The sequence below is a fragment of the Pseudomonas sp. 8(2025) genome, assembly GCF_052665325.1.
In genome coordinates this window covers 168,349-182,296 of the sequence record NZ_JBQOIE010000014.1, presented here as the reverse complement: position 1 = coordinate 182,296, position 13,948 = coordinate 168,349, and the positions used below count along the sequence as shown (strand labels likewise).

14 protein-coding genes are annotated in these 13,948 nt (G+C 61.4%); 3 read left to right on the top strand and 11 right to left on the bottom strand.

Annotation, left to right across the window (positions count from 1 at the left end):
* Nucleotides 1-97 precede the first annotated feature (97 nt).
* Nucleotides 98-622, top strand: a complete 525-nt coding sequence (locus ACUXVH_RS24645; protein ID WP_065363656.1) for a GspH/FimT family protein — start codon at nt 98-100, stop codon at nt 620-622.
* On the opposite strand, the gene ispH is transcribed toward ACUXVH_RS24645, so the two are convergent.
* The 6 genes from ispH to murJ all read right to left on the bottom strand — a co-directional run bounded on the left by ispH (nt 623) and on the right by murJ (nt 8,079).
* On the bottom strand, nt 623-1,570 hold the full coding sequence (gene ispH / locus ACUXVH_RS24640; protein WP_011063546.1) for a 4-hydroxy-3-methylbut-2-enyl diphosphate reductase: 948 nt from the start codon (nt 1,568-1,570) through the stop codon (nt 623-625).
* A 102-nt stretch (nt 1,571-1,672) separates the two neighbouring features.
* Nucleotides 1,673-2,125, bottom strand: coding sequence for an FKBP-type peptidyl-prolyl cis-trans isomerase (gene fkpB / locus ACUXVH_RS24635; protein WP_011063547.1), 453 nt, complete (start codon nt 2,123-2,125; stop codon nt 1,673-1,675).
* A complete protein-coding gene (gene lspA, locus ACUXVH_RS24630) occupies nt 2,118-2,630 on the bottom strand; it encodes a signal peptidase II (RefSeq protein WP_011063548.1) in 513 nt (170 codons plus the stop codon). Before lspA ends, fkpB begins: the two co-directional genes overlap by 8 nt.
* Complete coding sequence (gene ileS, locus ACUXVH_RS24625; RefSeq protein WP_065363655.1) at nt 2,623-5,454, bottom strand: isoleucine--tRNA ligase; 2,832 nt, start codon at nt 5,452-5,454, stop codon at nt 2,623-2,625. The genes lspA and ileS overlap by 8 nt, the downstream gene beginning before the upstream one ends.
* Before the next feature lie 13 nt (nt 5,455-5,467).
* Nucleotides 5,468-6,412 carry a bifunctional riboflavin kinase/FAD synthetase gene (gene ribF / locus ACUXVH_RS24620; protein ID WP_065363654.1) on the bottom strand — a complete coding sequence of 315 codons (945 nt, stop codon included), beginning with the start codon at nt 6,410-6,412 and terminating at the stop codon, nt 5,468-5,470.
* Between the two features lie 128 nt (nt 6,413-6,540).
* The gene (gene murJ / locus ACUXVH_RS24615; RefSeq protein WP_011063551.1) at nt 6,541-8,079 is read right to left on the bottom strand and encodes a murein biosynthesis integral membrane protein MurJ; all 1,539 of its coding nucleotides are present in this window, start codon (nt 8,077-8,079) and stop codon (nt 6,541-6,543) included.
* Nucleotides 8,080-8,331: 252 nt separating this feature from the next.
* On the opposite strand from murJ, the gene rpsT reads away from it, so the two are divergent.
* Nucleotides 8,332-8,610 (top strand): 30S ribosomal protein S20, encoded by a 279-nt coding sequence (gene rpsT, locus ACUXVH_RS24610; RefSeq protein ID WP_007924739.1) that lies wholly within the window; start codon nt 8,332-8,334, stop codon nt 8,608-8,610.
* A 116-nt stretch (nt 8,611-8,726) separates the two neighbouring features.
* Here the strand turns inward: rpsT and ACUXVH_RS24605 are convergent, their stop codons facing one another.
* From ACUXVH_RS24605 to rplU, 5 genes are all read right to left on the bottom strand, one after another.
* Nucleotides 8,727-9,188: a CreA family protein gene (locus ACUXVH_RS24605; RefSeq protein WP_011063552.1), complete on the bottom strand. Its 462-nt coding sequence runs from the start codon at nt 9,186-9,188 to the stop codon at nt 8,727-8,729.
* Between the two features lie 19 nt (nt 9,189-9,207).
* Complete coding sequence (gene proB, locus ACUXVH_RS24600; protein ID WP_065363653.1) at nt 9,208-10,326, bottom strand: glutamate 5-kinase; 1,119 nt, start codon at nt 10,324-10,326, stop codon at nt 9,208-9,210.
* Between the two features lie 186 nt (nt 10,327-10,512).
* Nucleotides 10,513-11,736, bottom strand: a complete 1,224-nt coding sequence (gene cgtA, locus ACUXVH_RS24595) for an Obg family GTPase CgtA (RefSeq protein WP_011063554.1) — start codon at nt 11,734-11,736, stop codon at nt 10,513-10,515.
* Between the two features lie 195 nt (nt 11,737-11,931).
* On the bottom strand, nt 11,932-12,189 hold the full coding sequence (gene rpmA / locus ACUXVH_RS24590; RefSeq protein WP_003228360.1) for a 50S ribosomal protein L27: 258 nt from the start codon (nt 12,187-12,189) through the stop codon (nt 11,932-11,934).
* A gap of 35 nt (nt 12,190-12,224) precedes the next feature.
* Nucleotides 12,225-12,536 (bottom strand): 50S ribosomal protein L21, encoded by a 312-nt coding sequence (gene rplU, locus ACUXVH_RS24585; protein WP_003228361.1) that lies wholly within the window; start codon nt 12,534-12,536, stop codon nt 12,225-12,227.
* A gap of 378 nt (nt 12,537-12,914) precedes the next feature.
* Between rplU and ACUXVH_RS24580 the strand changes: the two genes are divergently transcribed.
* A complete protein-coding gene (locus ACUXVH_RS24580) occupies nt 12,915-13,883 on the top strand; it encodes a polyprenyl synthetase family protein (protein WP_011063556.1) in 969 nt (322 codons plus the stop codon).
* Nucleotides 13,884-13,948: the final 65 nt, after the last annotated feature.

The window sequence follows — 13,948 nt, the reverse complement described above, 5'->3', positions numbered from 1 at the left end:
CAAGCGCCCGGACCCTCCATAGACCGGCGCTTTGGCCATTTGCTCAATGAACACGCACGGATTGCGTGAAACCGTCGTCCCCAGGGAGGGAGACCCCATGCATGAGAAAGGCTTCAGCCTGATTGAACTGCTGACCGCACTGGTTCTGCTGGCCCTGCTGCTGCCGCTTTCCGGTAGCGCCATGAGTGAGCTGCTGCGCTCCAATCGCCAGCAGGACGCCGCGCAGATGCTCGCCAGTGGCCTGCGCAACGCCCGGGCGGCAGCGATCCTGCACCAGCGCACGGTCCTGATCCATGGTCTGGAAGACGACTGGAGCCGGGGCTGGAGGATCATCCTGGATATCAGCGGCAAGGGCGCCCAGGACGCACGCAACCCGCAACTGATCGAGCGCCAAGGCAGTGGGCAGGTATTGATCGTGGGCAATCGCCCGGTGCAGCACTTCGTACGCTTCAGTGCCCTGGGCCATCCGCTGCTGCCCAGTGGCGCCTTCCAGGCCGGAACACTCCATGTCTGCCGGGCAGGCCAGGAGTACAGCCGCCATCAAGTGGTGCTGTCACGTAGCGGGAGGGTCAGCCTGCGCAGCGAAAACGCCGAGCAGGCCTTGTGTGCAGGCGTCGGCTGATCAGAGCAGCGAGCGAACCCGCAGCTCTTTGGGCATGGAGAAGGTGATGTTTTCTTCGCGGCCGGCCAGCTCATCGGCGCCGGTGGCACCCCAGGCCTGCAGTTGCTGGATCACGCCACGCACCAGCACTTCCGGGGCCGAGGCGCCGGCGGTAATGCCGATGCGCTCCACACCATCGAACCAGCTGCGCTGCAGGTCTTCGGCACCGTCTATCAGGTAGGCCGGGGTGGCCATGCGTTCGGCCAGCTCGCGCAGGCGGTTGGAGTTGGAGCTGTTGGGGCTGCCGACCACCAGCACCACGTCGCATTCGTCGGCCAGTTGCTTGACCGCGTCCTGACGGTTCTGCGTGGCGTAGCAGATGTCATCCTTGCGCGGCCCGCCGATGGCCGGGAAACGTGTACGCAGGGCATCGATCACCCGGCTGGTGTCATCCATGGACAAGGTGGTCTGGGTCACGAATGCCAGGCGCTCGGGGTTGCGCACCTGCAATTCGGCCACATCCTTTTCGTCTTCCACCAGGTAGATGGCGCCGCCATTGCTGGCGTCGTATTGGCCCATGGTGCCTTCGACCTCGGGGTGGCCGGCGTGGCCGATCAGGATGCATTCACGGCCGTCGCGGCTGTAGCGCGCCACTTCGATATGCACCTTGGTCACCAGCGGGCAGGTGGCGTCGAACACTTTGAGGCCACGGCCTGCAGCCTCGCTGCGCACGGCCTGGGAAACACCGTGGGCGCTGAAGATGACGATGACATCATCCGGCACCTGGTCCAGCTCTTCGACGAAGATCGCTCCACGATTGCGCAGGTCTTCGACGACAAATTTGTTGTGCACCACTTCATGCCGGACGTAGATCGGCGGCCCGAAGACTTCCAGGGCGCGATTGACGATTTCGATCGCCCGGTCCACGCCGGCGCAGAAGCCACGGGGGTTGGCGAGTTTGATTTGCATGCTGTGCCTCGTGTCTTGCGCGCAAGAAGTTAGATCGTTGTAGACAGCGGATCGCCGGCAGCCGGCTCCTGGATAATAGAAGACGGCATGCCGGCGATGCTTTTAAAGCGCTTTGACGTCGATGATTTCAACGTCGAAGGTCAAGGTCTTGCCGGCCAGCGGGTGGTTGAAATCGATGGTCACCTGCGCGTCATCGAAAGTTTTGACCACACCTGGCAACTCGGTGTTCGCCGCATCGTTGAAGATCACCAGCAAGCCTTCCGAAAGCTCCATGTCCTGGAACTGCGAACGCGGGATGACCTGCACGTTCTGCGGGTTGGGCTGGCCGAAGGCGTTTTCCGGTTCGATGGTCAGGTTGCGCTTGTCGCCGGCCTTGAAGCCGAACAGCGCCGCTTCGAACCCTGGCAGCAGGTTGCCATCGCCGACCTTGAAGGTCGCCGGGGCCTTGTCGAACGTGCTGTCTACGGTGTCGCCGTTCTCCAGGCGCAATGCGAAATGCAAAGTGACTTCCGTGTTCTGACCGATGCGTTGTTCAGTCAATACCTGTTCAGTCATGAACGGCTTCTCCGGTTTTCTTGCTCTTGAACATATCCAGGGCCAGCATCACCGCGCCAACGGTAATAGCACTGTCGGCGAAGTTGAATGCCGGGAAGTACCAGCGGTTCTGCCAGTGCACCAGGATGAAATCGATCACATGGCCCAGGGCGATGCGGTCGTACAGGTTACCCAGGGCCCCGCCCAGCACCAGCGCCAGAGCGATGGCCAGCCAGGTTTCATTGCGCCCCAGACGCTTGAGCCAGACCACCAGCACTGCACTGACCGCAATCGCGATCAGGGCGAACAGCCAGCGCTGCCAGCCGGAGCCGTCAGCGAGGAAGCTGAAGGCGGCGCCAGTGTTGTAGGCCAGGGTCCAGCTGAAGTAATCCGGGATCACCACGATCTGCTGGTACATGCTCAGCGAACTTTCGAAGTGCAGCTTGCTGACCTGGTCGATGACCAGGACCAGCACGCTCAACCACAGCCAGCCCAGACGGCCGAAACGGCCTGCGGCGTTAGGCATAGTGACGGACCTCGCCTGCTCCGCTGATATTGTCTACACAACGACCGCAGATTTCCGGGTGCTCAGGGTACACGCCGACGTCTTCACGGCAGTGCCAGCAACGAGCGCACTTGGGGAAGGCCGACTTGACGACTTTGAGCTTGAGGCCCGGTACTTCGGTGGCCACGGCGTCCGCTGGTGCCTGGGCAAACGGGGCCAGGCTGGCGGTCGAAGTGATCAGCACGAAACGCAGTTCGTTGCTCAGCTTGGCCAGGTCAGCGGCCAGGCCATCCTCGGCAAACAGGGTGACTTCGGCTTGCAGGTTGCCACCGACGGCCTTGGCCGCGCGCTGAACTTCCAGCTCCTTGTTCACCGCAACCTTGACGGCCATCACGCCTTCCCAGTACTCGCGGCCCAGTTCGAAGTCAGCGGGCAATTCGCTCAGGCCTTCGTACCAGGTGTTGAGCATCACGGATTCGTTACGCTCGCCCGGCAGGTATTCCCACAGCTCATCGGCGGTGAAGGCCAGGATCGGTGCGATCCAGCGCACCAGCGCTTCGGAGATGTGGTACAGCGCGGTCTGCGCCGAGCGGCGCGCCTTGCTGTTGGCGCCGGTGGTGTACTGGCGGTCCTTGATGATGTCGAGGTAGAAGCCGCCCAACTCCTGCACGCAGAAGTTGTGCACCTTGGAGTAGACGTTCCAGAAGCGGTATTCGCCGTAGTGCAGCTCCAGCTCGCGCTGCAGCAACAAGGTACGGTCCACGGCCCAACGGTCCAGGGCCAGCATGTCTTCGGCCGGCAGCAGGTCGGTGGCCGGGTTGAAGCCGCTCAGGTTGGAAAGCAGGAAACGCGCAGTGTTGCGGATCCGCCGGTAGGCGTCGGCGCTGCGCTGCAGGATCTGATCGGAAACCGCCATCTCGCCGGAGTAGTCGGTGGCCGAGACCCACAGGCGCATGATGTCGGCACCCAGGGTGTCGTTGACCTTCTGTGGCGCGATCACGTTGCCCAGGGACTTGGACATCTTGCGGCCGTTCTCGTCCACGGTGAAGCCGTGGGTCAACAGTTCGCGGTACGGCGCGTGGTTGTCGATGGCGCAACCGGTGAGCAGGGACGAGTGGAACCAGCCACGGTGCTGGTCGGAGCCCTCCAGGTACAGGTCGGCCCGCGGACCGCTTTCGTGGCCCATGGGGTGCGAACCGCGCAGCACGTGCCAGTGAGTGGTGCCGGAGTCGAACCAGACGTCCAGGGTGTCGCTGATCTTGTCGTACTGGGCGGCTTCGTCGCCCAGCAGCTCAGCGGCGTCCATCTTGAACCAGGCCTCGATGCCTTCCTGCTCGACGCGCTGGGCCACTTCCTCCATCAGCTCGACAGTGCGCGGGTGCAGGTCGCCGCTTTCCTTGTTCAGGAAGAACGGGATCGGCACACCCCAGTTGCGCTGGCGGGAGATGCACCAGTCCGGGCGGTTGGCGATCATCGAGTGCAGGCGTGCCTGGCCCCAGGCCGGTACGAACTGGGTGTCTTCGATGGCTTGCAGGGCGCGTTGGCGCAGGGTGTCGCCGGCTTCCGGCTGCTTGTCCATGCCGACGAACCACTGCGCGGTGGCGCGATAGATCAGCGGGGTCTTGTGGCGCCAGCAGTGCATGTAGCTGTGGCTGATGGTTTCGGTGTGCAGCAGCGCACCGACTTCGCTCAGCTTGTCGACAATGGCCGGGTTGGCCTTCCAGATGAACTGGCCGCCGAAGAACTCCAGCGATGTCGCGTAGACACCGTTGCTCTGCACCGGATTGAGGATGTCGTCGTTGACCATGCCATAACGCTTGCAGGTCACGAAGTCGTCTTCACCATAGGCCGGGGCCGAGTGAACCACGCCAGTGCCGGCACCCAGCTCCACGTATTCGGCCAGATACACCGGCGACAGACGATCGTAGAACGGATGACGGAAATTGATCAGTTCCAGGGCCGAACCTGGAGCCGTGGCAATCACCGAGCCTTCCAGGTTGTAGCGGGCCAGGCAGGATTCCACCAGCTCTTCGGCCAGCACCAGCAGGCGTTCGCCGGTGTCGACCAGGGCATAGTTGAACTCAGGGTGTACGTTCAGCGCCTGGTTGGCCGGGATGGTCCAGGGGGTGGTGGTCCAGATCACGATGGCAGCAGGCTTGGCCAGCTTGGCCAGGCCGAAGGCGCCGGCCAGCTTGGCTTCGTCGGCGACCGGGAAGGCCACGTCGATGGTCGCGGACTTCTTGTCCTGATACTCGACTTCTGCTTCAGCCAGGGCCGAGCCGCAGTCGAAGCACCAGTTCACCGGCTTCAGGCCCTTGAACACGAAGCCGCCCTTGACCATTTCCGCCAGGGCACGGATCTCGCCGGCCTCGTTGGCGAAGTTCATGGTCTTGTAGGGATTGGCCCAGTCGCCCAGCACACCCAGGCGGATGAACTCGGCCTTCTGCCCTTCGATCTGCTCGGAAGCGTAGGCGCGGCACAGCTCGCGGGTCTGGTCCGAGGACAGGTTCTTGCCGTGGGTCACCTCGACCTTGTGCTCGATCGGCAGACCGTGGCAGTCCCAGCCAGGAACGTAAGGCGCGTCGAAACCCGCCAGGGTTTTCGAGCGGATGATCATGTCCTTGAGAATCTTGTTGACCGCATGACCGATGTGAATCGAGCCGTTGGCATAGGGAGGACCGTCGTGCAGTACGAACTTGGGACGATCCTTGCCAATCTCGCGCAACTTTCCGTACAGGCCAATGCTGTCCCAACGCTGCAGAATCTGTGGTTCGCGCTGAGGCAGGCCGGCCTTCATTGGGAAGGCGGTGTCCGGAAGGTTTAACGTGGCTTTATAGTCGGTCATTTAAGGCTCTTCATTAGCGATTGGCGCTATGGATACGTGCCACTTGGGCACGGGCGGCGGCAACATCCGCATTGATCGCCGTCTTCAACGCCTCCAGGGAGGCGAAACGCTGCTCTTCACGCAGCTTGTGGTGGAAAACCACCGTCAAACGCCGGTCATACAGATCGCCGGCAAAATCTAAAAGATGTACTTCCAGGTGGGCCTTGCCATCACCTGCAACCGTGGGCCGCACGCCGATATTGGCGACGCCGGGCCAGGTCCTGCCATCGAGATCGACACTCACCAGGTACACCCCGGAAAGCGGCACGCGACGGCGCTTCAACTGCACATTGGCAGTGGGCGTACCCAACTGGCGCGCCAGTTTCTGGCCGTGCAACACCCGCCCGGCAATGCGGTACGGGCGACCCAGCAGGCGCTCGGCCAGATCGAAATCGGCGGCGGCCAGGGCATTGCGAACCTGGGTACTACTCACCCGCAGGCCGTCGAGCTCGACGGTCTGCGCCGCCTCCACGGTAAAGCCGTGGGTGGCTCCGGCCTGCTGCAGGAAGTCAAAATCACCGACCCGGTCGCAACCGAAGCGGAAGTCATCACCCACTTCCAGGTGCTGTACACCCAGGCCATCCACCAGGATTCGCTCGACGAACTCGCTGGCGCTGAGTTTGCTCAGGCGCTGGTTGAAGGCCAGGCACAGCACCCGGTCGACACCGGCGTCAGCCAGCAACTGCAGCTTGTCCCGCAGGCGGGCCAGACGCGCCGGAGCCGTCTCGGGGGCAAAGAATTCCCGCGGCTGGGGCTCGAAAATCACCACGCAGCTGGGCACGCCCAACTCGAGCGCACGTTCGCGCAGCCGGCCCAGGATAGCCTGGTGACCACGGTGAACACCGTCAAAGTTGCCAATAGTGGCGACGCAGCCCCGATGCTGGGGGCGCAGATTGTGGAGGCCTCGAACCAGCTGCATAACGCGCTTCTTGCTCATAAAGTGGTCGATTATAACCACACCCGGCGGCCGACGACAGGCAGCACCGCACCCAATGTGGTTGATCCGACAAAACCGATGCCTGCCCTGCCCTGGCGACTAAACAGCCGTCAGTTCAAGGCCTTGCGATTGAAGTCGCGCAAACGGAAGCCCAGCAGCGCCAGCATGCCGAAATATGCCACCACCCCAGCCACCACCAGCACGCCCAGGCGCAGGAACCGCTGGAGCATGTGGCCTTGATCCCAGGCCGGCATGAAATGCATCAGGCCCAGCAACACCGCGGACATGACCGCGACCGCCAACAGCAACTTCAAGGTGAACCGCCCCCACCCCGGCAGCGGCTGGAACATCTGCTGCTTGCGCAACTGGTAGAACAGCAGTCCGGCGTTGATACAGGCCCCGGCGCTGATGGCCAGGGCCAGGCCCGCGTGTTTCAGGGGGCCGATAAAGGCCAGGTTCAGCAGTTGGGTGACGATCAGCGTAAAGATGGCGATTTTCACCGGTGTACGAATGTTCTGCTGCGCATAGAAGCCCGGCGCCAGCACCTTGATCACGATGATCCCCAGCAAACCCACGGCATAAGCCACCAGCGCACGCTGGGTCATGGACGCATCGAAGGCACTGAACTCACCGTATTGGAACAGTGACACGGTCAGCGGCTCGGCGAGGATACCCAGGGCCAGGGAGCACGGCAGCACCAGGATGAAACACAGGCGCAGGCCCCAATCGAGAATCCGCGAATACTCGTGGCGGTCCTTGCTGGCGTAGGTCTTGGCCAGGGTCGGCAGAAGAATGGTGCCCAGCGCCACCCCCAGCACACCGGACGGCAGCTCCATCAGGCGGTCGGCGTAATACATCCACGACACCGAACCGGCTACCAGGAAAGAGGCGAAGATGGTGTTGATGATCAACGAGATCTGGCTCACCGAAACCCCGAGAATCGCCGGCAGCATCTGCTTCATCACCCGCCAGACCCCGGTATCCCGCAGGTTCAGGCGTGGCAGCACCAGCATGCCGATCTTCTTCAGGTGCGGCAGCTGATACAGCAACTGCGCCAGGCCACCAGCCAGCACCGCCCAGCCCAGAGCCATCACTGGCGGATCGAAATACGGCGTCAGAAACACCGCAAAAATGATCATGCTGACGTTGAGCAGGGTCGGCACGAAGGCCGGCACCGAGAAACGATTCCAGGTATTGAGGATTGCCCCGGCCAGAGACGACAGCGAGATCAGCAATATATAAGGAAAGGTCACCCGCAACAGGTCAGAGGTCAGGGCGAACTTTTCCGGAGAGTCGACGAACCCCGGTGCCGTGGCCCAGATCACCCAGGGCGCGGCGATGATGCCCAAAGCCGTCACCAGCGCCAGGACCAGGGTCAGCAGACCCGAGACATAGGCAATGAAGGTACGGGTCGCCTCTTCCCCCTGCTGGCTCTTGTATTCCGCCAGGATCGGCACGAACGCCTGGGAGAACGCTCCTTCGGCAAAGATGCGCCGCAGCAGGTTGGGCAGCTTGAAGGCAATGAAGAAGGCATCGGTGGCCATCCCGGCACCGAAAGTGCGCGCGATGATGGTGTCACGCACAAACCCCAGTATCCGGGAAAGCATCGTGATAGAGCTGACGGCGGCCAACGACTTGAGCAGGTTCATGAAAAGGTTTTGCGCCTTGTAGATAAACAGCAGGCGAAAAGACACCCACTTATGCGATACTCCGCGCCGCAACAGCACAGAGCCAAAGCTCGCGAGTTTACAGGTCAAGCGCCGGAAATAAATATCCCGCCTCTTCAGATCGACCACTCAGCGGAACGCATCACCCGCCCTTGACAAGACTTCAACTCATCGGCATGATTCGCGGCCTATTTTGTTTGCTATTTCCCAAAAAGTCTTTCGAGGAGCTCGACGGTGGCCAACTCACCTTCCGCCAAAAAACGTGCAAAACAGGCTGAGAAGCGTCGCAGCCACAACGCCAGCCTGCGTTCCATGGTTCGTACCTACATCAAGAATGTAGTTAAAGCCATCGACGCAAAAGACGCTGAAAAAGCGCAAGCTGCTTATGTTCTGGCTGTGCCAGTTATCGACCGCATGGCCGATAAAGGCATCATCCACAAGAACAAGGCTGCTCGCCATAAAGGTCGTCTGAATGGCCACATCAAGGCTCTGAACCTTGCTGCTGCAGCCTAAGCGACACGCTTGTTAAAAAACCGACCCAAGGGTCGGTTTTTTATTGCCCGCGATTTACCCACCCGGCAAACCAGCCCCGCCTTCAACAGAGGGCCAGCATGCCAGGAGAAACTCCGTTACGGGTGCGGCCAGGGCAGAATCGGGATAGCCGTCACCGCATTCTGCGGACTACCCTCGATCAGGCGATCGCTGTAGACCAGGTACACCAGGGTATTGCGCTTCTTATCCAGGAAACGCACCACCTGCATGGTCTTGAATACCAGCGAGGTGCGCTCCTTGAATACCTCGTCGCCATCCTTGAGCTCACCCTTGAACGCAATAGGCCCCACCTGACGACAGGCAATGGAGGCTTCCGCACGATCTTCCGCCAGGCCCAGGCCACCCTTGAGCCCACCCGTCTTGGCTCGCGACAGATAGCACGTCACCCCATCGACCTTGGGATCATCGAACGCCTCGACCACGATCCGGTCATTCGGCCCGACAAACTTGAACACCGTGGACACCTGGCCAATCTCCTCGGCCGAAGCCATGAACGGCATCGCCAAGAGCAAGCCCAACAATCCTTTTGCTACGCGCATACGCTTTTCCTTACGCCACTTACACCAGAATCAGGTTATCGCGGTGTACCAGTTCAGGCTCCGCCATATACCCCAGGACACCGACAATAGCGTCGGACGGCTGACCAATGATCTTCTGCGCCTCAAGCGCACTGTAGTTGGCCAGGCCACGAGCAATCTCACGACCATCCGGCGCTACGCACACCACCATCTCACCACGCCGGAAACCACCCAGGACCTGCTTGACCCCCACCGGCAACAGGCTCTTGTTACCCTGGGACAGAGCCGACACCGCCCCCTCATCCAGCACCAGGGTGCCGCGGGTCTGCAGATGCCCGGCCAGCCACTGCTTGCGCGCCGCCAGCATGCCGCGCTCCGGCGACAGCAAGGTGCCGATGCGCTCGCCAGCCTTGAGGCGGTCCAGCACGCGATCCAGACGCCCACCAACGATGATCGTATGCGCCCCGGAACGCGCAGCCAGCCGCGCCGCACGCAACTTGGTCTGCATGCCGCCACGCCCCAGCGCACCGCCCGTACCACCGGCCACCGCATCCAGCGCCGGGTCGTCGGCCCGCGCCTCATAGATCAGCTGGGCATCAGGATTGTTACGCGGGTCGGCATCGAACATGCCGTCACGGTCGGTAAGAATCACCAGCAGATCAGCCTCAACCAGGTTGGCCACCAGCGCCGCCAGAGTATCGTTGTCGCCAAAGCGGATCTCGTCGGTCACCACGGTGTCGTTCTCGTTGATCACCGGGATCACCTTGAGCTCCACCAGGGCACGCAAGGTACTGCGAGCATTGAGGTAGCGCTTGCGATCGGAGAGGTCGTCATGGGTCAGGAGAATCTGTGCAGTATGCCGGCCATGCTCGGCAAAGCTCGACTCCCAGGCCTGCACCAGCCCCATCTGGCCGATGGCCGCAGCGGCCTGCAACTCATGCATCGCACTCGGTCGTGCGGTCCAGCCCAGGCGGCTCATGCCGGCCGCTACAGCACCGGAGGAAACCAGTACCAGCTCGACGCCGGCCTCATGCAAGGCCACCATCTGCTCCACCCACACACCCATTGCCGTGCGATCCAGCCCCTTGCCGTCCGCCGTCAGCAGCGCACTGCCGATCTTAACGACCCAGCGCTGCGCACCTGTCACCTTGCTCCGCATCTTATTCAACCTTTGCCAGCGAGCGACGCGACCGAGCGCCACTCATGGGGTTATTCGTATTTGTATCCTGCAGACACCAAAACGCCGCTCAAATGAGCGGCGCCTTGGAAGCTGGCTTGGCAGCGATGATAACACCGCACCCTGCCAGATAAACCGTCTTCGCGGGGCAAGCCCGCTTCTGCCGAATCAGTCGCGGACGTAAATGATTTCCGGACCATCTTCATCGTCAACGTCTTCTTCATCCCAGTCATCGTCACCGATGTCATGGACGCTCTTCACGCCACTGCGGCGCAGAGCACGCTGATCGTCGAGGGCTTGCAACTGGGCACGCGCCTCGTCTTCGATGCGCTGATCCAGCTCAGCCAACTCGTCGGCATAGGCAGGGTCGGCTGCCAGGCGATCGGCACGATCCTCCAGGTAACGCATGATGTCGCGGCTCAGGCGCTCGGTACCATCCTTGGAGATGGCCGAGATCACGTATACCGGCCCCGTCCACTCCAGGCGATCAACGATTTCCTTGACCCGCTCTTCACGCTCTTCCTCGAGGATCTGATCGGACTTGTTCAGCACCAGCCAGCGCTCGCGCTCGGCCAGGGACGGGCTGAACTTCATCAACTCATTGACAATCACCTCTGCCGCATCCGCCGGGCTGCTTTCATCCAGCGGCGCCATGTCCACCAGGTGCAGCAGGATGCGCGTACGCGCCAGGTGCTTGAGGAAGCGAATCCCCAGGCCGGCACCATCGGAAGCACCCTCGATCAGACCCGGAATATCGGCGATCACGAAGCTCTTCCAGCGATCGACGCTGACCACACCCAGGTTCGGCACCAGGGTGGTGAACGGGTAATCGGCCACCTTCGGCTTGGCCGCGGACACCGAGCGGATAAAGGTACTTTTGCCCGCATTCGGCAAGCCCAGCAGACCCACGTCCGCCAACACCTTCAGCTCCAGCTTGAGATCACGCTGCTCACCCGGCTTGCCCGGAGTGGTCTGGCGCGGCGCACGGTTGGTACTGGACTTGAAACGGGTGTTGCCCAAACCGTGCCAGCCGCCCTGCACCACCATCAACCGCTGGCCAGCCTTGGTCAGGTCGCCAATGACTTCCTGAGTGCCCGCATCAATGATCGTGGTACCGACCGGAACCCGCAGCTCCAGATCCTCACCCTTCTTGCCGGTACAGTCGGTACTGCCGCCGTTGGAGCCGCGCTCGGCATCGAAGTGCCGGGTGTAGCGGTAGTCCACCAGGGTATTGAGGTTTTCGTCGGCGACCATGTAGATCGAGCCGCCATCACCACCATCACCACCGTTGGGACCACCGTTCTCGATGAACTTTTCCCGACGGAAACTCATGCAACCATTGCCGCCGTCGCCAGCCTTTACTCGAATCGATACTTCATCAACAAACTTCATGTTCAAACGCCTCTCGCCACACGGGCGAGCTGAAAAGCACTAAGACATAAGACTCTTGCAAAAATGAGCGCAGCGACCTCAATCAACGACCGAAACATCCAACGCTGGCAGCTCGTACAAACAGTTTTGCAAGAGACTCATCCCACAAACGAAAAAGCCCCGTCGCGAGACAGGGCTTTTCCAGCGATCGCGCAATTAAGCTGCGACGACGCTCACGTAACGACGACCGAAGGCGCCTTTTACTTCAAACTTGATCACGCCTTCGATTTTCGCGAACAGGGTGTGATCTTTACCCATGCCAACGCCGTAGCCAGCGTGGAATTGGGTGCCGCGCTGACGCACGATGATGTTGCCGGCCTTGATGACCTGGCCGCCATACATCTTCACGCCAAGGCGTTTGGCTTCTGAGTCGCGACCGTTACGGGTACTACCACCAGCTTTTTTGTGTGCCATGAGTTCAATTCTCCTAGTGAGGAATTAGGCTGAAATTAAGCCTGAATACCGGTGATTTTGATCTCGGTGAACCACTGGCGGTGGCCCATACGCTTCATGTGGTGCTTACGGCGACGGAACTTGATGATGCGGACTTTATCGTGACGACCTTGGGAGATCACTTCAGCCTTGACGGTTGCGCCAGCAACAACAGGTGCGCCGATGTTCACGTCGTCGCCGTTGGCGACCAACAGAACGCGGTCAAAAGTCACGGATTCGCCAGTAGCGACTTCCAGTTTTTCGATCTTCAGGTATTCACCTTCAGCGACCTTGTATTGCTTACCGCCGGTAACGATTACTGCGTACATGGTATTTCTCCGATAATCCTGCTCACCCAGCTCTTTATAAGAAGAGGTATTGGCTGGCATGGCTGCATGGGGCTGGAACGGCCCAAGTGCAATTGCGTAAGGCAGGTGCTGCCCAGGAAGTTCAGGGTGCGCGATTGTACGCAAGGCTCAATGGCCTTGCAAGTGCCGTTCAGGCCACGTCGGACAACGCTGCCAGCCCTGGCGCCGGGGACCTAACCCCCTGAAACCAGGGTTTAATGGCAGCACGCGACTATACCCCAGTGTTTTACCCTGACAAATTACAGCCCGTCGGGGCTTTAGCCGTGCGGGACCGCGCCTTGACACCCGCGGACGTGGGTCCTAGCATGCCGCGCAACCCTTCTGGAGCACCTGTCGCTGATGCAACCCCAAGCTTTCTACCGCGCGGTGGCGGACGATTTTAGCGCCGTCGACGGCATCATCAAGAAACAGCTGACCTCCCGAGTTCCGCTGGTTTCCAAAATCGGCGATTACATCACCTCGGCCGGAGGCAAGCGCCTGCGTCCTTTATTGGTGCTGCTGTGCGGCAAGGCCCTGGGCCGCGAAGGCGACGACCTGCGCCTGCTGGCCGCCACCATCGAATTCCTGCACACCGCCACTCTGCTGCATGACGACGTGGTCGACATGTCCGGCATGCGCCGTGGCCGTTCAACCGCCAACGCCATGTGGGGCAACGCTCCCAGCGTACTGGTGGGCGACTTCCTGTACTCGCGCTCGTTCGAAATGATGGTCGAGCTCGGCTCGATGCCGGTCATGCGCATCCTGTCCCAGGCCACCCGGATCATCGCTGAAGGCGAAGTCCTGCAGCTCTCCAAGGTGCGTGACGCCAGCACCACCGAAGAAACCTACATGGAAGTCATCCGCGGCAAGACCGCGATGCTCTTCGAAGCCTCGACCCACAGCGCCGCCGCACTGGCCGGCGCCACCGAGGAACAGGCCGAGGCCCTGCGCACCTTTGGCGACCATCTGGGCGTGGCCTTCCAACTGGTGGACGACCTGCTGGACTACCGCGGCGATGCCGAGACCCTGGGCAAGAACGTCGGTGACGATCTGGCAGAAGGCAAGCCGACGCTGCCGCTGATCTACACCATGCGCGAAGGCACACCGGAGCAGGCAGCCCTGGTTCGCCAGGCGATCCAGAAAGGCGGCATCGAAGATCTGGAAAGCATCCGTGCCGCCGTCGAGGCCTCGGGTTCCCTGGACTACACCGCACAACTGGCCCGCGATTACGTTGCGCGCGCCATCACTTGCCTGGAAGCCCTGCCACCGAGCGAGTACCGCGATGCCCTGGTGGAACTGAGCGAATTCGCCGTCGCCCGCACCCACTAAACAGCCCGGCTCCTGCTCATCACAGGAGCCGACTCGTTGCCCTCCCCCCCTTCGCCCCCTCTCGC

Excerpts from the sequence above, each read along its gene's own strand:
- fkpB (WP_011063547.1), bottom strand. The coding sequence starts at position 2,125 with ATGACTGAACAGGTATTGACTGAACAACGCATCGGTCAGAACACGGAA.
- rplU (WP_003228361.1), bottom strand. The coding sequence starts at position 12,536 with ATGTACGCAGTAATCGTTACCGGCGGTAAGCAATACAAGGTCGCTGAA.
- ACUXVH_RS24645 (WP_065363656.1), top strand. The coding sequence starts at position 98 with ATGCATGAGAAAGGCTTCAGCCTGATTGAACTGCTGACCGCACTGGTT.
- ribF (WP_065363654.1), bottom strand. The coding sequence starts at position 6,412 with ATGCAGCTGGTTCGAGGCCTCCACAATCTGCGCCCCCAGCATCGGGGC.
- ispH (WP_011063546.1), bottom strand. The coding sequence starts at position 1,570 with ATGCAAATCAAACTCGCCAACCCCCGTGGCTTCTGCGCCGGCGTGGAC.
- proB (WP_065363653.1), bottom strand. The coding sequence starts at position 10,326 with ATGCGGAGCAAGGTGACAGGTGCGCAGCGCTGGGTCGTTAAGATCGGC.
- ileS (WP_065363655.1), bottom strand. The coding sequence starts at position 5,454 with ATGACCGACTATAAAGCCACGTTAAACCTTCCGGACACCGCCTTCCCA.
- cgtA (WP_011063554.1), bottom strand. The coding sequence starts at position 11,736 with ATGAAGTTTGTTGATGAAGTATCGATTCGAGTAAAGGCTGGCGACGGC.
- murJ (WP_011063551.1), bottom strand. The coding sequence starts at position 8,079 with ATGAACCTGCTCAAGTCGTTGGCCGCCGTCAGCTCTATCACGATGCTT.
- lspA (WP_011063548.1), bottom strand. The coding sequence starts at position 2,630 with ATGCCTAACGCCGCAGGCCGTTTCGGCCGTCTGGGCTGGCTGTGGTTG.
- rpmA (WP_003228360.1), bottom strand. The coding sequence starts at position 12,189 with ATGGCACACAAAAAAGCTGGTGGTAGTACCCGTAACGGTCGCGACTCA.
- ACUXVH_RS24605 (WP_011063552.1), bottom strand. The coding sequence starts at position 9,188 with ATGCGCGTAGCAAAAGGATTGTTGGGCTTGCTCTTGGCGATGCCGTTC.
- ACUXVH_RS24580 (WP_011063556.1), top strand. The coding sequence starts at position 12,915 with ATGCAACCCCAAGCTTTCTACCGCGCGGTGGCGGACGATTTTAGCGCC.